This window comes from Bradyrhizobium sp. SZCCHNR3119, from assembly GCF_032487775.1.
Taxonomy (GTDB): Bacteria; Pseudomonadota; Alphaproteobacteria; order Rhizobiales; family Xanthobacteraceae; genus Bradyrhizobium.
Genome location: NZ_JAUEUV010000001.1, coordinates 4,497,486 through 4,517,018 on the forward strand (window position 1 = coordinate 4,497,486; position 19,533 = coordinate 4,517,018).

Below are 19,533 nucleotides of genomic sequence, written 5' to 3' on the forward strand. Positions count from 1 at the left end.
CAAAACGTCTAATAGTCAAATAATATGACTAGTCAGAGTGCCGCTTCCGTGAAATAACGGCCGCGCTGGCCACGAGGCCGGCCGGAAAGGTGCAACAGCACCTGCGACGCGGGATCGAACCCGCCGGATCGTTATTGGGAGAACGCGCCATATGACTCTTAAAGCCCTTCTTCTTGCGGCCTCCGCTACCGCCGCTTTGATGTTCGCGCAGCCGGCGAGCGCCGCCCAGCTCACCATTGGTTTCTCCCAGATCGGATCGGAATCCGGCTGGCGCGCGGCAGAAACCTCGGTTTCCAAGCAGGAGGCGGCCAAGCGGCAGGTCAATCTGAAGATCGCCGACGCGCAGCAGAAGCAGGAGAACCAGATCAAGGCGATCCGCTCGTTCATCGCGCAAGGCGTGGATGCGATCTTCCTTGCTCCCGTGGTCGCGAGCGGCTGGGACGCCGTGCTGAAGGAAGCCAAGGAAGCCAAGATCCCGGTCGTGCTGCTCGACCGCGACATCGATCCCTCGGGGAAGGATCTGTATCTCACCGCCGTCACCTCCGACAGCGTGCATGAGGGCGAAGTTGCCGGCGAGTGGCTCGCCAAGACCGTCGGCGAGAAGGCCTGCAACGTCGTCGAGCTGCAGGGCACGGTCGGCGCCAGTGTCGCCACCAATCGCAAGAAGGGCTTCGACACCGTCGTCGCCAAGCATCCGAACCTGAAGGTGGTGCGCAGCCAGACCGGCGACTTCACCCGCGCCAAGGGCAAGGAGGTGATGGAGAGCTTCATCAAGGCCGAAAACGGCGGCAAGTCGATCTGCGCGGTCTATGCGCATAATGACGACATGATGGTCGGCGCGATCCAGGCGATGAAGGAAGCGGGTCTCAAGCCCGGCAAGGACATCCTCACCATCTCGATCGACGCTGTGCCGGACATCTTCAAAGCGATGGCCGCCGGTGAAGCCAACGCCACGGTCGAGCTGACGCCGAACATGGCCGGACCCGCGCTCGATGCGATCGTTGCCTACAAGGACAAGGGCACCACGCCGCCGAAGTGGATCCAGACCGAGTCCAAGCTCTACACCGCGGCGGACGATCCGCAAAAGGTCTACGACAGCAAGAAGGGCCTCGGCTACTGAGCCGAGAGCTCTGATGGACGTATCACCGTCGTCCTGGCGAAAGCCAGGACCCATAACCACAGACGCTGGCGAGGCGCGCGGTATTGGCCATGTGCCTAATTGAATCGGTCCGCGGTATGGGTCCCGGCTTTCGCCGGGACGACGCAAATACATCGCGCGGCGTCCGTACATGGTGCGGACGCCGGCGTGGTTGACCTTGCGATGCAAACAAATATCGGTCCCATATCGCCGCTGCTTGAAGTGCGCGGACTTGCCAAGAGTTTTGGCACGCTGAAGGCCTTGCAGGAGGTCGATTTCACGTTGCGCGAAGGCGAAATCCACGCGCTGCTCGGCGAGAACGGCGCCGGCAAGTCGACGCTGATCAAGGTTGTCACCGGCGTGTTCGCGTGTGACGCCGGCGTCGTCAGGTTGTCAGGAGTGGAGATCGCGCCGCGCTCGGCCAAGGCCGCGCTCGACGCCGGGATCGCCACGGTCTATCAGGAAGTGAATTTGCTGCCGAACCTGTCGGTGGCGCAAAACCTCTATCTCGGGCGGCAGCCGACGCGCTTCGGCGTGGTGCGCGAGGCCGAGATGCGGCGGCGCGCCAAGGCGCTGCTCAACGGTTTCGGCCTCGATATCGATGTCGGCGCGCCGCTGTCGAGCTATTCGGTCGCGATCCAGCACGTCACCGCGATCGCGCGCGCCGTCGACCTGTCGGCGCGCGTGCTGATCCTGGACGAGCCGACCGCGAGCCTCGACCGTCACGAGGTCGAGATCCTGTTCAAGGTGATGCGCCAGCTTGCGGCTGGTGGCATCGGCATCATCTTCGTCAGCCATTTCCTCGACCAGGTCTATGAGATCTGCGACCGCATCACGGTCTTGCGCAACGGCCGCCTGATCGGTGAGCGCGAAACCGCCGCGCTGCCGCGGCTGGACCTGATCCGGATGATGTTGGGGCGCGAGCTCGCCGAGACCACGGAGACGCGCGCAGCCGAACAATCAGCCAACGCGGGCGAGGTCTGCGCCGGCTTCAAGGGGTACGGTAAGCAGGGGTATGTCGCGCCGTTCGATCTGGATCTGCGTCGCGGCGAGGTCGTCGGCCTCGCCGGCCTGCTCGGTTCCGGGCGCACCGAGACCGCGCGGCTGATCTTCGGCGCCGAGCGCGCCGATACTGGCGAAGCTAATGTCGATGGCAAGCCGGTGCGGCTGAATTCGCCGCGCGATGCCGCGCGCCTCGGCTTCGGCTATTGTCCGGAAGAGCGCAAGACCGAGGGCATCGTCGCCGACCTCACCGTGCGCGAGAACATCGTGCTGGCGTTGCAGGCGCGGCGCGGCCTGCATCGGCCGCTGTCCCGCCGCGAGCAGGACGAAATCGCGATGCGCTTCATCCGTCTGCTCGACATCCGCCCCCCGGACCCGGAGCGACCGATCGGGCTGCTCTCCGGCGGCAATCAGCAGAAGGCGCTGCTGGCGCGCTGGCTCGCCACCGAGCCGCGGCTGTTGCTGCTGGACGAGCCGACCCGCGGCATCGATGTCGGCGCCCATGCCGAGATCATCCGCCTGGTGCGTGAGCTCTGCGACCAGGGCCTCTCGCTGCTCGTCATCTCCTCCGAGCTCGACGAGATCGTCACCTATTCGAACCGCGTCGTGGTGTTGCGCGACCGCGCCCATGTCGAGGAATTGAAGGGCGAGGCGATCGAAGTCTCCAGCATCCTGGCCGCGATCGCCGCCGATGCTGCCTCAGCGCAAGAGGCGGTGTCATGACGCTCCGCCTGCCGCGCCGTGGCCTTGCGCAAGTGCTCGCGCTGCTCGTGATCCTGCTGGTCGATCGTGCGGTGTCGCCGCAATTCTTCAACCTGCATCTGCAGGACGGACGGCTGTTCGGTTCGGTCATCGACGTGCTCAACCGCGGCACGCCGGTGGCGCTGCTTTCGCTCGGCATGGTGCTGGTGATCGCAACCGGCGGCATCGACCTGTCGGTCGGCGCGGTCATGGCGATTGCCGGTGCCACGGCGGCGAGTCTCGCCGATAGCCATTCGTTGCCGGTCGTGCTCGGGGCGGCGCTCGGCGTCGGCCTGCTCTGCGGCCTCTGGAACGGAATCCTTGTTGCGGTGCTGCGCATTCAGCCGATCGTCGCCACGCTGATCCTGATGGTGGCGGGGCGCGGCATCGCGCAGCTGATCACGGAAGGCCGCATCGTCACCTTTACCTCGCCAGATCTGGTCTGGTTCGGCAATGGCGCCGTGCTCGGGCTGCCAGCGCCGGTCGCCATCGCGATCGGCATGCTGCTGCTGACCGCCGGCGTCGTGCGCGGCTCTGCGCTCGGGCTTCTGATCGAGGCGACCGGCGGCAATGCCCGCGCGAGCGAACTCTCGGGCGTAGGCACCCGCGCCATGATCCTCTCGGTCTATGTCTGGTGCGGCATCTGCGCCGCGCTCGCCGGCGTGATCGCGGCCGCCGACATCATGGGCGCGGACGCCAACAATGCCGGGCTTTGGCTCGAGCTCGATGCGATCCTTGCGGTGGTGATCGGGGGGACCTCGCTGTTCGGCGGGCGTTTCAGCCTGATCCTCGCCGTCGCCGGCGCGCTGATCATTCAGGCGATGAACACCGGCATCCTGTTGTCGGGCTATCCGCCGGAGCTCAACCTGCTGGTCAAGGCCGTCGTGGTGCTGACCGTCCTGCTCGTGCAATCGCCGCGGCTCGGCGAGTGGTCCGGATTCGTTGCGCGCTGGCGGAGCAGCAAGCCATGAAACGCCTGTCCCCGATCGCCGTCACCGCGCTAGTGCTCGTCGCCGGCTTCGCCCTTTGCGCGCTGCAGTTTCCGAACATCGCCTCGACCCGCGTGGTCGCCAATCTCCTCACCGACAACGCCTTCCTCGGCATCGTCGCAACCGGCATGACCTTCGTGATCATCTCCGGCGGCATCGACCTGTCGGTCGGCTCGGTGATCGGCTTCACCACCGTGTTCGTGGCGCTCGCGATCGAGCGCTGGGGCATTCCGCCTTATCTGGCGTTCGCCATGGTCCTGTTGCTCTGCGCGTTGTTCGGCGCTGCGATGGGGGCCATCATCCATGTCTTCGACCTGCCGCCCTTCATCGTCACCTTGGCCGGCATGTTCCTGGCGCGCGGCGTAAGCTTCCTGCTTTCGACCGAATCGATCCCGATCACGGCGCCGATCTATTCCACCGTCTCCGACTTCGCGATCCACCTTCCTGGCGGCGGGCGGCTGACCGCGATCGCCATGGCGATGCTGCTGGTGCTGATCGCGGGCGCGCTGTTGCTGCATCTCACGCGGTTCGGCGCCAATGTCTACGCCCTCGGCGGCAGCCGCGCCACCACGGCGCTGATGGGCATCCAGGTGGGGGCGATGACGGTGCGCATCTACATGCTCTCCAGCGTACTCGCGGGTCTCGCCGGAATCGTCTTCTCCTTCTATACTGCGGCCGGCTACTCACTCTCCGCTGTCGGCGTCGAGCTCGACACCATCGCCGCGGTGGTGATCGGCGGCACGCTGCTCACCGGTGGACAGGGCTCGGTGATCGGCACCTTTTTAGGGGTACTGATCCAGGGCATGATCCAGACCTACATCAATTTTGACGGCACGCTTTCGAGCTGGTGGACCAAGATCGCGACCGGCGTGCTGCTGTTCGCCTTCATTGCACTGCAGCAGGGCTTGATGGCGCTCTCGCGCAGCTCGGCGGCCAAGACGGTGAGGGGCCACGCATGACCTCGAGCATCGTCGTCATCCCGACCCGGCGGGCGCATTCCAACCACGCGGAAGTCGCGCGCAGCATCGGCATCGACATCATCGCCGGGCGCTATTCTGAAGGCACGCGGCTGCCGGGCGATGCCGAGCTGATCGCGATGTTCGGGGTGTCGCGACCGGTGCTCCGCGAAGCCGTGAAGACACTGGTCGCCAAGGGCCTGCTCTCGACCAAGGCCCGCGTCGGCACCGTCGTGCGCGGGCGGGCGGACTGGAACATGTTCGATCCCGACGTGCTGGCCTGGCATCTGGACGCCGGCATTGGCCGGCGCTTCCTTTCCGACCTCGCCGAGATCCGCCTTGCCGTCGAGCCGCGCGCGGCGGCACTTGCGGCGGAACGTCGCACTGAGAACGACCTGTCGGAGATGCGCAAGGCGATGGAGTGGATGCGAAGCGAGCCGTCCACCTCGATCGCTTTTGCGGAAGCCGATCTCAGCCTGCACGTTGCGGTCGCCAACGCCGCCGGCAATCCCTTCATGCGCTCGATCGGCGCCGTCATCGAGGCGGCGCTACGTGCCTCCTTCGTGCTGAGCGCGCCGGTGGAGAGCGCCGATCGCGAGACGGTTCTGATCTGGCACCAGAGCATCGTCGATGCCATCGCCGCGCGGGATGCCGAGGCGGCGTCGGCGGCAATGATCGAAGTCATTCACAACGGCCGGCGGCGCCACGCGCAGTCGGTCGAACAGGCGAATCAGAAATGAGCAACGACACACCCAAGAAACCGCTGCGCAGTCAGGCGTGGTTTGGCCGCCAGGACAAGATGGGCTTCTATTATCGCTCGTTCCTGAAGAACAGCGGCACGCCGCAGGACCGCTTCGAGGGGCGGCCGGTGATCGGCATCTGCAACACCTGGTCGGAGCTCACGCCGTGCAACGCGCATTTTCGCGTGATTGCAGATCACGTGCGGCAGGGCGTGCTCGATGCCGGCGGCTATCCGTTGGAGTTTCCGGTCTCCTCGCTCGGCGAGGTGACGATGCGCCCGACTGCGATGCTGTTCCGCAATCTCGCCTCGATGGACGTGGAGGAGGCGATCCGCGCCCATCCGCTCGACGGCGTCGTGCTCCTGATGGGCTGCGACAAGACCACGCCGGCGCTGTTGATGGGCGCTGCCTCCGCCGACCTGCCGACCATCGGCGTCTCCGGCGGGCCGCAGCTGCGCGGCGTCTATCGCGGCCAGATCATCGGCTCCGGCACCAACATCATCTCGATGAGCGAGCAGCTGCGCGCTGGCGAGATCACCTTGGCGGAGTTCCACGAGGCCGAGGCGGCGATGAACCGCTCCGCCGGCAGCTGCATGACCATGGGCACCGCCTCGACCATGGCCTCGATGGTCGAGGCGCTTGGCATCGGCCTGCCGGAGAATGCCGCCATTCCTGCTGCCGACGCGCGGCGCAACCTGCTGGCACGCATGGCCGGCCGGCGGATCGTCGAAATGGTCGGCGAGGACCTCAAGCCATCGGACATCCTGACCCGTGCCGCTTTCGAGAACGCGATCCGGACCTTGGCTGCGATCGGCGGCTCGACCAATGCGGTGGTGCATCTGCTCGCCATCGCCGGCCGCCTCGGCGTAGAGCTCTCGCTCGATGATTTCGACCGGCTCTGCCGCGACGTGCACTGCCTGGTCGACCTGATGCCGTCCGGCCGCTTCCTGATGGAAGATTTCTACTACGCCGGCGGCCTGCCAGCGGTGCTGCGCGCGCTCGGCGAGCGCGGGCTGCTGCACAAGGATGCGCGCACCGTCAACGGCAAGACGCTGTGGGAGAATGTGGCCTCCGCGCCGAACTGGAATTCCGAAGTGATCACGCCGTTCGAGACGCCGTTCAAGACCGAGGCCGGCATCGCGATCCTCACCGGCAATCTCGCGCCCAATGGTGCCGTGATCAAACCATCGGCCGCCTCGCCGGAGCTGATGCGCCATACCGGCCGCGCCGTCGTGTTCGAGAGCGTCGAGGAAATGCACGACGCGGTCGATGACGAGAGCCTCGACATCGACGCCTCCTGCATCATGGTGCTGAAGAATTGCGGGCCGAAGGGGTATCCGGGCATGGCCGAGGTCGGCAACATGCCGCTGCCGGCCAAGCTGTTGCGCCAGGGCGTGCGCGACATGATCCGCATCTCGGATGCCCGCATGTCCGGCACCGCCTATGGCACCGTGGTGCTGCATGTCGCCCCGGAAGCCACCGTCGGCGGTCCGCTGGCACTGGTGAAGAACGGCGACATGATCACGCTCGACGTCGCCGCGCGCGCGCTGCATCTGCATGTCAGTGACGAGGAGCTCGCGACGCGCCGTGCCGCCTGGACTCCACCGAAGCCGCATGCGGCGCGCGGCTATCAGAAGCTCTACATCGATCACGTGTTGCAGGCCGATCGCGGCGTCGATTTCGATTTCCTGGTCGGCCACAGCGGCTCGCCCGTGCCGCGCGACAATCACTAGAGGTGTTGCATGACCGCATCCGCCACCCCGCGCTATAAAGGCGTCTTCCCGGTCGCGCCGACCGTGTTCGATGCCGACGGACGCCTCGACATCGAAGGCCAGAAGCGCGCGATCGACTTCATGATCGATGCCGGCTCGCACGGCATCTGCATCCTCGCCAATTTCTCCGAGCAGTTCGTGCTGACCGATGACGAGCGCGACGCGGTGATGACGGCGGTGCTGGAGCATGTCGCGGGGCGTGTGCCTGTCATCGTCACGACCACCCATTTCTCGACCTTCGTCTGCGCCGAGCGCTCGCGCCGGGCGCAGGAGCTCGGGGCCGCGATGGTGATGGTGATGCCGCCCTATCATGGCGCGACCTTTCGCGTGCCGGAGGCCGCGATCTACGATTTCTACAAGGGCGTGTCGGACGTGATCTCGATTCCGATCATGGTGCAGGATGCGCCGGTCGCGGGTACGCCGCTGTCGGTCGCCTTCCTTGCCCGCATGGCCAAGGAAATCGAGAACCTCGCTTATTTCAAGGTCGAGGTGCCGCGCGCTGCCGAGAAGCTGCGCGCGCTGATCGAGGCCGGCGGCGCGGCGATCGAAGGCCCGTGGGACGGCGAGGAGGCGATCACCCTGATGGCCGATCTCGACGCCGGCGCGACCGGCGCGATGACCGGCGGCGGCTATCCCGATGGCATCCGCCAGATCACCGATCCTTACTTTGCGGGCGAACGCGACAAGGCCGTCGATGCCTATCAACGCTGGTTGCCGCTGATCAATTACGAGAACCGGCAGTGCGGGCTTGCCGCCTGCAAGGCGTTGATGAAGGAGGGCGGCGTCATCAGGCATGACACGCTGCGCAGCCCCCAGCCGGCGATGCATCCGGCCACTCGCGCCGGCCTGATCGAGCTTGCGCGCCGGCTCGATCCGGTCGTGCTGCGCTGGGGACGCTGAGCATGGGCGAGCTTCGAGTGGCCATTGTCGGCTTCGGCAAGATCGCGCGCGATCAGCATGTGCCGGCGATCGCCGCCACCGATGGCGTGACGCTCGCGGCGGTCGCGAGCCGCAATGCCTCGCTGCCGGGCCTGCCGCATTTCAGCACGATCGAGGATCTGTTGCGCGAGGGACCCGAGATCGATGCGGTGGCGCTCTGCACGCCGCCGCAGGTCCGCCGCGCGCAAGCGGTCGCCGCGCTGCAGGCCGGCAAACATGTGATGCTGGAGAAGCCGCCGGGCGCGGCGGTGAGCGAGCTCGATCCGTTGATCGCGCTCGCCGCCGAGCAGAAGCGCACGCTGTTTGCGACCTGGCATTCCCGCTATGCGCCGGCCGTCGAGCCCGCGCGCGAATGGCTGGCCTCGCGCGAGATCCGCAACGTCAAGATCGAATGGAAGGAAGACGTGCGCGTCTGGCATCCGGGCCAGGGTTGGATCTGGGAGCCCGGCGGGCTCGGGGTGTTCGATCCCGGCATCAATGCGCTCTCCATCCTTACGCGGATATTGCCCGAGCCGGTATTCGTCACCGCGGCCGATTTGTCGTTCCCGTCCAATCGCGCGGCACCGATCGCGGCAACCCTTGAACTCACCGATACCAACGCGCTGCCGATCATAGCCGAATTCGATTTCCGCCAGACCGGCCCGCAGAGCTGGGACATCATCGTCGACACCGACGACGGGTCATTGAAGCTGTCGAAAGGTGGCGCCAGGCTGGTGGCGGGCGACGAGGTGCTGGTGGACGAGAAGGAGGCCGAATATCCCGGACTCTATCGTCGCTTCGTCGAACTGACCGCGCGCGGCGCGATCGACGTCGATCTGGTGCCGTTGCGGCTGGTGGCCGACGCGTTCCTGCTCGGCAGCCGCCGCCTCGTCGAGCCGTTCGAGGATTGACCGCATGACAGGCGCACGGATCAGCGAGGATGTGTTCGGCACCCTGCCTGACGGGCGCGCGGTGGATCGCGTCACGCTGCGCGGCGCGCAGGGCTTCGAGGCGCGGATCATCACCTATGGGGCCGCGCTGCAGGCGCTCGTCGTGCCTGACGCCAATGGCGTTTGCGACGACGTCCTGCTCGGCCATGATGATATCCAGGGCTATCTCGCGCATCGCCAGTTTTTCGGCGCCACCGTCGGCCGCTACGCCAACCGCATCGCCAACGCGCGCTTCGTGCTCGATGGCCAGACCATCCGGCTCAACCCCAATGACGGGCCGCATGCGCTGCATGGCGGACCGGACGGCTTCGATCGCCGGCTGTGGCAAATCACCAAGGTCGAGGAAGGCGCCCAGCCGGCGGTGACTTTGCTTTATGTCAGCGCCGACGGTGAAGAGAACTATCCTGGGCGGCTCGACATTCGCGTCACCTATCGCCTGACCGGGCCGAGCGAGCTGTCGGTGGAGTTCGTGGCCAAGACCAGCCGTCCGACCATCGTCAACCTGACCAATCATAGTTTCTTCAATCTCGACGGCGTGTCGGCGCAGACGGATATCCTCGGCCATCGGTTATCGGTCGCCGCGGATCATTTTCTCGCGATCGACGAGAGCGCGATCCCGCTGCCCGGGCCGCCGCGCCCCGTCGCCGGCACGCCGTTCGACTTCCGCGAAGCGACCGCCATCGGGGCACGCATCCGCGCAGCCGATCTGCAGCTTCGCAGCGGGCGTGGCTATGACCACAATTACTGTCTGCGCGATGCCGGCGGCCTGCGACTCGCCGCGCGATTGGAAGCGCCACGCTGCGGCCGCGTCATGGAGCTCCTGACCAACCAGCCCGGACTGCAGGTCTATTCCGGCAACTACCTCGACGGCGCCAAAGGCGGCAAGGGGCGGCTGCATCGCCAGTCCGATGCGATCTGCCTGGAGCCGCAGAACTGGCCCGACGCGCCCAACCGGGCGGATTTTCCGAGCCCGCGGCTTTCGCCGGATCAGACCTACAAGCACACCATTGTATATCGCTTCTCCACCACGGGGGTCCGCGCATGATGGAGCAGGTGCCGACGTCCGTGCTCCACGCCGAGCGCTGCCACCTCGGCGAGGGGCCGACCTATGATCCCTTGACCGACATTGCGTGGTGGTTCGACATCCGCGAAGGCCTGCTGTTCGAGGCGACACTGAGCAGCGGTGAGGTGCGGCGCCATGTGCTGGGCAAGATGGCCAGCGCGCTGGGGCGGATCGATGCCGCGCGCCAGCTGATCGTCGCCGAGGACGGGCTCTATATCCGCGACGTCACCAATGGCGCGCTCTCGCTCTATCTGTCGCTGGAAGCGGATAATCCGGCGACGCGCTCCAACGATTCCCGGGTCCACCCCTCGGGTACGTTCTGGATCGGCACCATGGGCCGCAAGGCGGAGCGCGAGCTGGGCGCGATCTACGCGCTCCATCGCGGCGAGATCGTCCGGCTGTTTCCGAACATCACGATTCCCAACGCGATCTGTTTCAGCGCCGACGGCGCGATCGGCTATTTCACCGACAGTGCCGAGAACGTGCTCTATCGCGTCGAACTCAATCCCGACACCGGCCTGCCGCGCAGCACGCCGACGGTATTGGTCCGGCATCGCGGCGGTGGCGATCTGGACGGTGCGGTGGTCGATGCGGAGGGCAGGATCTGGAATGCGCGCTGGGGCGCCGGCTGTGTCGACGTCTACAGCCCGCAAGGCGTGCACCTGCGCTGCGTCAAGGTGCCGGCGAGCCAAGCCAGCTGCCCGGCCTTCGTTGGCGCCGATCTGTCGCGCCTGCTGGTGACTTCTGCCTGGCAGGACATGGATGAGGCCGCGAAGGCGGCCGATCCCGAGCACGGGCGAACCTTTCTGCTGGAGGTCGGCGCGCGCGGTCGCGCCGAGCCCGACGTCAGGCTCTCGAGCTAAGAGGAGGATCGTTCAGCAAGGCGAGTGGGTGCTACCGAACTATCCAGGAACCGCGATCGCGGATCGCAGGTTTGTTTGTTCAACGTCGAAAAGACAAAGGGAGTGAGACATGTTGAGAGTAAAGACCATCATGGCTGCGGCGCTCGCCGGCCTCGGCGCGATCGCGCTGTCCGGCGCAGCCATGGCGCAGAGCAAGCCGACCATCGGCATCGCCATGCCGACCAAATCGTCCGCGCGTTGGATCGATGACGGCAACAACATGGTGAAGGTGCTGAAGGAGCGCGGCTACAACACCGACCTGCAATATGCCGAGGACGACATCCCGAACCAGCTCTCGCAGGTCGAGAACATGGTCACCAAGGGATCCAAGGTGCTGGTGATCGCCGCGATCGACGGCACCACGCTGTCCGACGTGCTGAAGCAGGCCAAGGCGGCCGGCATCACCGTGATCGCCTATGATCGCCTGATCCGCGATACGCCGAATGTCGATTACTACGCGACCTTCGACAACTTCCAGGTCGGCGTGCTGCAGGCGCAATCGATCGTCGACAAGCTCGGCTTGAAGGACGGCAAGGGGCCGTTCAACATCGAGCTGTTCGGCGGTTCGCCCGACGACAACAACGCCTATTTCTTCTACAACGGCGCGATGTCGGTGCTGAAACCCTATATCGACTCCGGCAAGCTGGTCGTCGCCTCGGGCCAGATGGGCATGGACAAGGTCGCGACGCTCCGCTGGGACGGCGCCACCGCGCAGGCCCGCATGGACAACCTGCTCAGCGCCTATTACGGCAACAAGCGTCTCGACGCCGTGCTGTCGCCCTATGACGGCATCTCGATCGGCATCATCTCGTCCGTGAAGGGCGTCGGCTATGGCAGCGGCAACCAGCCGATGCCGATCATCTCCGGCCAGGATGCCGAGGTGCCGTCGGTCAAGGCGATCCTGCGCGGCGACCAATACTCGACCATCTTCAAGGACACCCGCGACCTCGCCAAGGTGACCGCCGACATGGTCGATGCCGTGCTGAACGGCAAGCAGGTGCAGGTCAACGACACCAAGACCTACAACAACGGCGTCAAGGTCGTGCCCGCCTATCTGCTCAAGCCGGTGGTGGTCGACAAGAGCAATTGGGAGAAGGTCCTGGTCGGCAGCGGCTACTACACGAAGTCGCAGGTCGAGTGATGCTTCCTTCGATTCCCTCTTCCCGCTTGCGGGGAGAGGGGGCAGGGTGAGGGGGAGGCGCCGCGAACGCGAATGGTTGGGTTCGCAGCGGCTCCCGTTCATCCGTCCCCGCAGGCGGGGAGAGATGAGGTCAAGGACAGGGACACAAGGCGATGACGGCAATCCTGGAGATGCGCAGCGTCAGCAAGAGCTTTGGCAATGTGCAGGCGCTGCGCGACGTTAGCTTTACGGTCGAGGCGGGCGAGATCCACGCCCTCGTCGGCGAGAATGGCGCCGGCAAGTCGACCCTGATGAAGGTGCTGAGCGGCGTGTATCCGCACGGCCGCTATGAGGGCCAGATCATTTTTGAGGGCGAGGAGCGGCGGTTCCGCGACATCAATGATTCCGAGGCGCTCGGCATCATCATCATCCATCAGGAACTCGCGCTGATCCCGCTGATGTCGATTGCCGAGAACATCTTCTTGTCGCATGCACCGTCACGCCTGGGTGTCATCGATCGAGACGAGGTGTACCGGCGCAGCCGGGAGCTGCTGGCGCAGGTGGGCCTGAAGGAATCGCCGGATACGCTGATCACCGATCTCGGCGTCGGCAAGCAGCAACTGGTCGAGATCGCCAAGGCGCTGTCCAAGCGGGTCAAGCTGTTGATCCTGGACGAGCCGACGGCGAGCCTGAACGAAGCCGACAGCCAGGCGCTGCTCGATCGGCTCATCACCTTCCGCGAGCAGGGGATTGCCTCGATCCTGATCACGCACAAGCTGAACGAGGTCGCCCGTGTCGCCGATCGCATCACGGTGCTGCGCGACGGACGGACCGTCGACAGCATCGATTGCCACGCCGAGCCGGTCCTGGAGGACCGGATCATCAAGAGCATGGTCAATCGCGATATGGCGCACCGTTTCCCGGAGCGCCAGCCGAAGATCGGAGAGCCCGTCTTCAAGGTCGAGAACTGGTCCGTCTATCATCCGCAGCATCACGACCGCCAGGTGATCAAGAACGTGAATTTCGCGGTGCGCCGCGGCGAGATCGTCGGCATCGCCGGCCTGATGGGGGCCGGCCGCACCGAATTCGCCATGAGCCTGTTCGGCCGCTCCTGGGGCACCCACATCACCGGCCGCGTCCGGCTCGAGGGACACGATGTCGATCTCTCCAGCGTGCCGGCCGCGATCGATGCAGGCCTCGCCTACGTCACCGAGGACCGCAAGCAGCTCGGCCTGATCCTGGCCGACGACGTCCGCAAGAACATCACCTTGGCGAGCTTGGATCAGGTCGCGCCGAAGGGGGTGATCGACGACATCGCGGAACTCAAGGCCGCCGCCGGCTATCGCGGGCGCATGCGCATCCGCTGTTCCGATGTCTATCAGGAGACGGGCCAGCTCTCGGGCGGCAATCAGCAGAAGGTCGTGCTGTCGAAATGGCTGATGACCGACCCCAAGGTGTTGATCTTGGACGAGCCGACGCGAGGCATCGACGTCGGTGCAAAATACGAGATTTATTGTATCATCAACGAACTGGCCGAGGCGGGTCGCGGCGTGGTGGTGATCTCGTCGGAAATGCCGGAACTGCTCGGCATCTGCGACCGGATCTGCGTCATGAACGACGGCGCCTTTGTCGGCGAGTTTCCGGGCCATGAGGCGACGCAGGAGAAGATCATGCGTGCTATCATGCGCAACGAAGCCATTAACAATCAACAGGACGGCCGCCTCGTGGAGCGGGTGGGAGGATAACGATCATGACCGACAAGACGGTTTCGCTTCCCGAGGAGCGGCCGCACGGCGGCTTCCTGAAGAACAATCTGCGCAGCTACGGCATGATGCTGTCGTTGGCTGCAATCATGCTGTTCTTCCAATTCATGACCGACGGCACGTTGCTGCAGCCGCTCAACCTGACCAACCTGGTGCTGCAGAACAGCTACATCGTCATCATGGCGCTGGGCATGCTGCTGGTCATCGTCACCGGGCATATCGATCTGTCGGTCGGATCGGTCGCAGGTTTCGTCGGCGCGGTCGCCGCCGTGCTGATGGTCCGCTACCACGTCGATTTTCCGCTCGCCATTCTGGCCTGTCTCGTGGTCGGGGCTGCGATCGGCGCGGCGCAGGGCTATTGGGTGGCCTATTTCGGCATTCCCTCCTTCATCGTCACGCTGGCGGGCATGCTGGTGTTCAAGGGCCTGGCGCTGGCGCTGCTGCAGGGGCAGTCGGTCGGACCGTTCCCAGGAACCTTCCAGAAACTGTCCTCCGGCTTCATCCCGGAAATGTTCCCGAGCGCGGCGCATCTCTATCCGACCTCGCTCGCGATCGGCGGACTGCTCACCTTGGCGTTGGTCTATGCCAGCGTGAAGGGGCGCTCGCGTGAGCAGGCGCATGGCATCGAGGTCGAGCCTTACGCCTTCTTCGCTGCGAAGAACCTCGTCCTGGCGGCGGTGATCCTGTACTTCACCTTCCTGATCGCCTCGCATCGCGGTTTGCCCAACGTGCTCGTGATCATGACCGTGCTGATCGCGCTCTACGGCTTCATGACGCGGCGAACGGTGGTGGGCCGGCAGATCTATGCGGTCGGCGGCAACGCCAAGGCGGCCAAGCTCTCGGGCATCAAGGCCGAGCGGCTGGTGTTCATGACCTTCGTCAACATGGGGGTACTGGCGGCGCTGGCCGGCTTGGTGTTCGCCGCGCGTCTCAACACCGCGACTCCGAAGGCCGGCCTCGGCTTCGAACTCGACGTGATCGCGGCCTGCTTCATCGGCGGCGCGTCGGCCTATGGCGGCGTCGGTCGCGTCGGCGGTGCGGTGATCGGCGCCATGATCATGGGCGTGATGAACAATGGCATGTCGATCCTCGGCATCGGCATTGACTACCAGCAGGTGATCAAGGGCCTGGTGTTGCTGGGCGCGGTCTGCATCGACGTCTACAACCAGCGCCGTTAGCGTGGCTCCAAGGCCGTTGCGTGGCGCAGCCGCGCCCGCAACAGGCACCGCACAGGAACGTTCTCCTACTCCGGGGGACTTCGGCGCGGTGTTTGTGCTCCAGATAAGACGAAGAAAAAAATTCTATAAGATTGCCTGTTTGCCCCGACATGGTTTCATAACGCGCGGATTGCAGCGGCTGAGCCGCGCTGGGCGCTGAGGGGATTTTATGTCGGATATTGCGGTGAGACCCGCCACAGGGGTCGTCTCCAAGGGAAGCTTGACGGAGGACTGGCTGGCGCTCGTGATCGGCGTGCTGGTCTTCGCACTCGCTCTGTTCAGCCTCGCCGGCACCGATCTGCTCGGCTGGGCGGTGACGACGTCGGTCTATACCGACATCGGCAAGGCGCTGGCACCGGTCGCCAAGGGCTATGCGGCGCTCGGCGGTCTCGGTGCGCTGATTGCGACCTTTGCATCGCTGCTGGTCGTACTCACAGCCGGGGTTGCGGCGCTGGGCGGCGACGTCAAGCGTTTCGCGCTCGCTTTCACCGTCGTATTCGCGATCGCCTATGCGAGCTGGATCGTCGGCAGCTATGCCTATGTTGCGGCAGTTACGCCGGCGGAGCAGCAGAAATTCGGCATTGCCTGGTCGCTGAAGCTGACCAATGAGGGCGGCTTCGTCGTCGCGCTGCTGTCGGGCCTGGTGATCGCCAATTTCTTCCCGCGTTTTGCCGAGTGGCTGAAGGAGGCGATCCGCCCCGAACTCTACATCAAGATCGCGATCGTGATCCTCGGCGCCACCATCGCGGTCACCGCAGCGGGCCGGCTCAACCTCGCGTCCTCGGTCCTGCTGCGCGGCGTCGCCGCCATCATCGAGGCCTATCTGATCTATTGGTCGGTGGTGTATTTCGTCGCCCGCAGATTCTTCGGCTTCAGCCGCGAATGGTCGGTGCCGCTCGCATCGGGCATCTCGATCTGCGGCGTGGCCGCGGCGATCGCCACCGGCGGCGCCATCCGCGCGCGCCCCTCGGTGCCGATTTTGGTCTCCTCGCTGGTTGTCGTGTTCGCGGTGGTGGAGATCCTGATCCTGCCGTTCCTGGCGCAGACCTTGCTGTGGCAGGAGCCGCTGGTCGCCGGCGCCTGGATGGGCCTTGCGATCAAGACCGATGGCGCGGCGGTGGCCGGCGGCGGCATCACGGAATCGCTGATCATGGCCAAGGCGGCTGCCGAAGGCATCAAATATCAGCCGGGCTGGATTCTCGCGACCACCGCCACCGTGAAGGTGTTCATCGACATCTTCATCGGCATCTGGGCCTTCATCCTCGGCTATATCTGGACCAACTACATCACCCCTCGCGCCGACAAGGCAAAGACCTCCGAGATCTGGGAGCGATTCCCGAAATTCATTCTCGGCTTCGTGGTCGTGTTCGCAATCTCGCTCTGGCTTGCGGTCGGCACCACGCCCGAGATCGCGAAGGCGCTGCCTGCGGCGGCGGGCGAGGCCAATGTGTTCCGGGTGATCTTCTTCATCCTGACCTTCTTCTCGATCGGCGTGCTGTCGGATTTCCGCAAGCTCTGGCAGGACGGTTTCGGCAAGCTCGCCGCGGTCTATGTGGTCAGCCTGTTCGGCTTCGTGATCTGGGTCGGCTTACTGATTTCCTGGCTGTTCTTCAGCGGCATCAAGCCGCCGCTCGCCAGCTGAGTTCGAGGAGAAGTGGCCATGTCAGTCAATGATCTGAATGCGCAGAACAACAATGGGGCCGAGCCGCTGCTGCCGATCGAGAAGAAGCTGATCGGCTACAGCCTCGGCATCGGCATCGTGCTGTTGGTGATCCTGGTCGCGATCAATCACCTGTATCCGGCACAGCTTTGACAAGCGCGTAGTTCAACCGATCGAGTCATTTGCGAGGCGCCGAATGCGACAAAGCAATCCAGGCTGCTTTCCTGGCCCTGGATTGCTTCGCTTCGCTCGCAATGACGATGTCGAGATCGTGCCTTGAAGTAGATGCGTAGGGTGGGCAAAGGCGCGAATGCGCCGTGCCCACGTTGTGCTCGCTGGTCTCGAAGCGTGGGCACTCTTCGCTTTGCTCACCCTAAGATTCTACGGATCTCGCTGCTACACCACGTGGAAATTCGACACCGAGTCATTGGCGAGCTGTGCCACCAGCTGCAGCTCCCAGTCGATATAGGCCTGCATCGCCGCTGACGCGTTGTCGGTGCCTTCATAGGGACGCTTGTAGACGTCGTTTGCATCCGAGATCCACGACGGCCGATCGCGATCGAGCTCACGGCCGGATGCGGTCCAGGCGCGCGTGCCGCCGCTGAGCACGCGGAACTGGCGTTTCGTCGCCGTTCGTGCGTCGGCCAGCGCAAAGGCGGCCTCGGCTCCATCCTCACTGGTGAGCACGATTCCGCCGTCACCCGGCAGCTTCGCGATGTCCTCGGCAAAGCGGGACGCCAGCACGAAATGCGCGCCGGGAATGTGGCCGGCCTTATAGGTCGGGCTGCGGGTGAGATCGACGATGGTCCAGGCGGAGGGATCGGCGGCAAGCTCATCGGCGCTGATCGCCGCCTCGCCGATATCGGGAAGGCGCGGCCGACGTGGCGGACGAACGCCGGCGTCGTCTGCCGCGATGACATCGGGACCGACGATCGACGCATCCCATCCCATCTGCACCAGCCAGGATGCCGTCATCCGGGCGCGCACGCCGTCATCATCGAACAGCACCAGGCGGGCACCACGTACGCCGACCCATTCGTCGAGGGCCTGCACCAGCTGGCCGCCTGGCGCGGAGACGAAGCCATCTGGATGCGAGGCGGCATATTCCTCGGGCGTGCGAACATCCAGGCAATACAGCGTGCGCTGGCCAGCTTCTGCGCGCAGCCGCTCGAATGCCGTGCGATCGAGGCTCTTGACCCCGACCCGCTCGGCCCAGGCCTTCGCATCCTCCAACGCCGCGGCGTAGCTCGCCTGCGGCCGCTCCAGAAACCGCGCGGTCTTGCCGCGCTCGACCTGATGGCCGGCCAGGGTCCATCCGATGGTGCCGTTGCGCAGCGCGTAGATTCGGTTCGGCAGCCCTGCGTTGATCAGCGACTGGGTGCCGACGATCGAGCGCGTGCGCCCGGCGCAGTTGACGATGATCGTGGTGTCGGATGACGGCGCGATCTCGCGTGCGCGATAGGCGAGCTCGCCGCCGGGCACGCTGATCCCGCGCGGAATGCTCATGGTGCGGTATTCCTCGAAGCGGCGGGCATCGAGCACGACGAGGTTGGACTCCGTCTCGATCAGCGCCTTGGCCTCGTCGGCCGAAAGGGACGGCGTATGCCTGACAGCCTCCACCAATTCGCCAAAGGCCTTGCTCGGCACATTGACGTCGCGGAATACTTCGCCGACCCGCGCGTAGCCGGCAAGCCCGCCGTCGAGGATCGCGACGTCCGTATAGCCGAGCGCCTTGATCCGCGGCACCGCGCGCGCGGCATAGCCTTCACCACCGTCATAGACGACGACAGGGGCGGAGAGCCTCGGCACCAGGTCGAGAATCCGCAGCTCGATCTGCGACAGCGGCAGCGAGACCGCAAAGAACGGGTGCGACAGCGAGTAGGGGCCTTCCTCGCGCACATCGAGCAGCGCAACTTCGTCGCCTGCGCGCCAGCGCCGGCGCAGCTCGGTCGGCGATAACAGCGCTGTCCGTTCAGGCAGGGTGACCGGGCCAGAGGTTTGGTACAGTGTCATTCGAATATCCGGAAATGAAATCGCGGGCAGCGCCAGTCTCCGCGTCGTACACCGCGCGGCGGATACGACCGATATTGCCGCCATAGACGTGTATGCTGATCGAGGACGCGTCCGACAGGCCATTCGAGATCGCGTGGATATCGCCGATTGCAGGCGATACCGCGGCGACTTGGCCGGCCGTCAGCCGTTCGGGTGCGCCGGCACGGAGCGAGCCGTCAGGCTGCTGTTGGTAACGCACCGAAATCTCTTCTCCCCGCAGCACCCCGACCAGGCCCCAGACGCGATGATCATGGATCGGCGTGCCCTGGCCCGGGCCCCAGACAAAGCTCACAATCGAGAAGCGGTCAAGCGGGTCCGCGTAGAGCAGATGCTGCCGATAATGGTCGCCTGCCGTACTCGCGGAGACCTCGGGAAGCCAGTCATCGTGCCGGATCAGGTCTTCCAGCCTTGGCGCCAGCTGCGCGAGGATCGTGGCTTCGCTGGTTTCGTTCTGCAAAAGGCGCGCCGTGTCGACGACGAAGGTGCGCAACCTCGTAATGTCACTCATCCCAAACCTGTTCGTCCCTGAGTGACCTGAGGATCTGACCAC

17 protein-coding genes are annotated in these 19,533 nt (G+C 65.1%); 15 read left to right on the forward strand and 2 right to left on the reverse strand.

The genetic code is table 11. From position 1 onward, the window contains the following. Positions 1–151 precede the first annotated feature (151 nt). The 15 genes from ytfQ to QX034_RS20765 all read left to right on the forward strand — a co-directional run bounded on the left by ytfQ (position 152) and on the right by QX034_RS20765 (position 17,084). Positions 152–1,120 carry a galactofuranose ABC transporter, galactofuranose-binding protein YtfQ gene (ytfQ, locus tag QX034_RS20695; protein WP_315700673.1) on the forward strand — a complete coding sequence of 323 codons (969 nt, stop codon included), beginning with the start codon at positions 152–154 and terminating at the stop codon, positions 1,118–1,120. 201 nt (positions 1,121–1,321) lie between these two features. Then, positions 1,322–2,863: a sugar ABC transporter ATP-binding protein gene (locus QX034_RS20700; RefSeq protein WP_315700672.1), complete on the forward strand. Its 1,542-nt coding sequence runs from the start codon at positions 1,322–1,324 to the stop codon at positions 2,861–2,863. Further along, the gene (locus tag QX034_RS20705) at positions 2,860–3,852 is read left to right on the forward strand and encodes an ABC transporter permease (RefSeq protein WP_315700671.1); all 993 of its coding nucleotides are present in this window, start codon (positions 2,860–2,862) and stop codon (positions 3,850–3,852) included. The genes QX034_RS20700 and QX034_RS20705 overlap by 4 nt, the downstream gene beginning before the upstream one ends. Beyond that, positions 3,849–4,829: a galactofuranose ABC transporter, permease protein YjfF gene (yjfF, locus tag QX034_RS20710; RefSeq protein ID WP_315700670.1), complete on the forward strand. Its 981-nt coding sequence runs from the start codon at positions 3,849–3,851 to the stop codon at positions 4,827–4,829. Before QX034_RS20705 ends, yjfF begins: the two co-directional genes overlap by 4 nt. Beyond that, positions 4,826–5,566 carry a FadR/GntR family transcriptional regulator gene (locus QX034_RS20715; protein WP_315700669.1) on the forward strand — a complete coding sequence of 247 codons (741 nt, stop codon included), beginning with the start codon at positions 4,826–4,828 and terminating at the stop codon, positions 5,564–5,566. Before yjfF ends, QX034_RS20715 begins: the two co-directional genes overlap by 4 nt. Beyond that, complete coding sequence (locus tag QX034_RS20720) at positions 5,563–7,299, forward strand: IlvD/Edd family dehydratase (RefSeq protein WP_315728435.1); 1,737 nt, start codon at positions 5,563–5,565, stop codon at positions 7,297–7,299. The genes QX034_RS20715 and QX034_RS20720 overlap by 4 nt, the downstream gene beginning before the upstream one ends. Positions 7,300–7,308: 9 nt before the next feature. Next, complete coding sequence (locus QX034_RS20725) at positions 7,309–8,238, forward strand: dihydrodipicolinate synthase family protein (protein WP_315728433.1); 930 nt, start codon at positions 7,309–7,311, stop codon at positions 8,236–8,238. Positions 8,239–8,240: 2 nt separating this feature from the next. Beyond that, positions 8,241–9,167 carry a Gfo/Idh/MocA family oxidoreductase gene (locus QX034_RS20730; protein WP_315728431.1) on the forward strand — a complete coding sequence of 309 codons (927 nt, stop codon included), beginning with the start codon at positions 8,241–8,243 and terminating at the stop codon, positions 9,165–9,167. Between the two features lie 4 nt (positions 9,168–9,171). Next, complete coding sequence (locus QX034_RS20735; protein WP_316195746.1) at positions 9,172–10,251, forward strand: aldose epimerase family protein; 1,080 nt, start codon at positions 9,172–9,174, stop codon at positions 10,249–10,251. Beyond that, positions 10,251–11,132, forward strand: a complete 882-nt coding sequence (locus tag QX034_RS20740; protein WP_315728533.1) for an SMP-30/gluconolactonase/LRE family protein — start codon at positions 10,251–10,253, stop codon at positions 11,130–11,132. Before QX034_RS20735 ends, QX034_RS20740 begins: the two co-directional genes overlap by 1 nt. A gap of 109 nt (positions 11,133–11,241) precedes the next feature. After that, positions 11,242–12,312 (forward strand): multiple monosaccharide ABC transporter substrate-binding protein, encoded by a 1,071-nt coding sequence (gene chvE, locus QX034_RS20745; RefSeq protein ID WP_315728427.1) that lies wholly within the window; start codon positions 11,242–11,244, stop codon positions 12,310–12,312. Between the two features lie 152 nt (positions 12,313–12,464). Further along, positions 12,465–14,036, forward strand: coding sequence for a multiple monosaccharide ABC transporter ATP-binding protein (mmsA, locus tag QX034_RS20750; RefSeq protein ID WP_316195748.1), 1,572 nt, complete (start codon positions 12,465–12,467; stop codon positions 14,034–14,036). A gap of 5 nt (positions 14,037–14,041) precedes the next feature. Then, on the forward strand, positions 14,042–15,232 hold the full coding sequence (gene mmsB, locus QX034_RS20755; protein WP_315700662.1) for a multiple monosaccharide ABC transporter permease: 1,191 nt from the start codon (positions 14,042–14,044) through the stop codon (positions 15,230–15,232). 223 nt (positions 15,233–15,455) lie between these two features. Further along, positions 15,456–16,913 (forward strand): putative sulfate exporter family transporter, encoded by a 1,458-nt coding sequence (locus tag QX034_RS20760; protein WP_315700661.1) that lies wholly within the window; start codon positions 15,456–15,458, stop codon positions 16,911–16,913. Positions 16,914–16,931: 18 nt separating this feature from the next. Beyond that, the gene (locus tag QX034_RS20765; protein WP_315728425.1) at positions 16,932–17,084 is read left to right on the forward strand and encodes a hypothetical protein; all 153 of its coding nucleotides are present in this window, start codon (positions 16,932–16,934) and stop codon (positions 17,082–17,084) included. A 243-nt stretch (positions 17,085–17,327) separates the two neighbouring features. Here the strand turns inward: QX034_RS20765 and QX034_RS20770 are convergent, their stop codons facing one another. Next, complete coding sequence (locus tag QX034_RS20770) at positions 17,328–18,944, reverse strand: rhodanese-like domain-containing protein (RefSeq protein ID WP_316195750.1); 1,617 nt, start codon at positions 18,942–18,944, stop codon at positions 17,328–17,330. Continuing rightward, the gene (locus QX034_RS20775; protein WP_315700658.1) at positions 18,904–19,491 is read right to left on the reverse strand and encodes a cysteine dioxygenase; all 588 of its coding nucleotides are present in this window, start codon (positions 19,489–19,491) and stop codon (positions 18,904–18,906) included. The genes QX034_RS20770 and QX034_RS20775 overlap by 41 nt, the downstream gene beginning before the upstream one ends. Between the last annotated feature and the right edge of the window lie 42 nt (positions 19,492–19,533).

Bases quoted from the DNA above. Each gene is read 5' to 3' on its own strand.
- ytfQ (WP_315700673.1), top strand. From the start codon at position 152: ATGACTCTTAAAGCCCTTCTTCTTGCGGCCTCCGCTACCGCCGCTTTG.
- QX034_RS20700 (WP_315700672.1), top strand. From the start codon at position 1,322: ATGCAAACAAATATCGGTCCCATATCGCCGCTGCTTGAAGTGCGCGGA.
- QX034_RS20705 (WP_315700671.1), top strand. From the start codon at position 2,860: ATGACGCTCCGCCTGCCGCGCCGTGGCCTTGCGCAAGTGCTCGCGCTG.
- yjfF (WP_315700670.1), top strand. From the start codon at position 3,849: ATGAAACGCCTGTCCCCGATCGCCGTCACCGCGCTAGTGCTCGTCGCC.
- QX034_RS20715 (WP_315700669.1), top strand. From the start codon at position 4,826: ATGACCTCGAGCATCGTCGTCATCCCGACCCGGCGGGCGCATTCCAAC.
- QX034_RS20720 (WP_315728435.1), top strand. From the start codon at position 5,563: ATGAGCAACGACACACCCAAGAAACCGCTGCGCAGTCAGGCGTGGTTT.
- QX034_RS20725 (WP_315728433.1), top strand. From the start codon at position 7,309: ATGACCGCATCCGCCACCCCGCGCTATAAAGGCGTCTTCCCGGTCGCG.
- QX034_RS20730 (WP_315728431.1), top strand. From the start codon at position 8,241: ATGGGCGAGCTTCGAGTGGCCATTGTCGGCTTCGGCAAGATCGCGCGC.
- QX034_RS20735 (WP_316195746.1), top strand. From the start codon at position 9,172: ATGACAGGCGCACGGATCAGCGAGGATGTGTTCGGCACCCTGCCTGAC.
- QX034_RS20740 (WP_315728533.1), top strand. From the start codon at position 10,251: ATGGAGCAGGTGCCGACGTCCGTGCTCCACGCCGAGCGCTGCCACCTC.
- chvE (WP_315728427.1), top strand. From the start codon at position 11,242: ATGTTGAGAGTAAAGACCATCATGGCTGCGGCGCTCGCCGGCCTCGGC.
- mmsA (WP_316195748.1), top strand. From the start codon at position 12,465: ATGACGGCAATCCTGGAGATGCGCAGCGTCAGCAAGAGCTTTGGCAAT.
- mmsB (WP_315700662.1), top strand. From the start codon at position 14,042: ATGACCGACAAGACGGTTTCGCTTCCCGAGGAGCGGCCGCACGGCGGC.
- QX034_RS20765 (WP_315728425.1), top strand. From the start codon at position 16,932: ATGTCAGTCAATGATCTGAATGCGCAGAACAACAATGGGGCCGAGCCG.
- QX034_RS20770 (WP_316195750.1), bottom strand. From the start codon at position 18,944: ATGACACTGTACCAAACCTCTGGCCCGGTCACCCTGCCTGAACGGACA.
- QX034_RS20775 (WP_315700658.1), bottom strand. From the start codon at position 19,491: ATGAGTGACATTACGAGGTTGCGCACCTTCGTCGTCGACACGGCGCGC.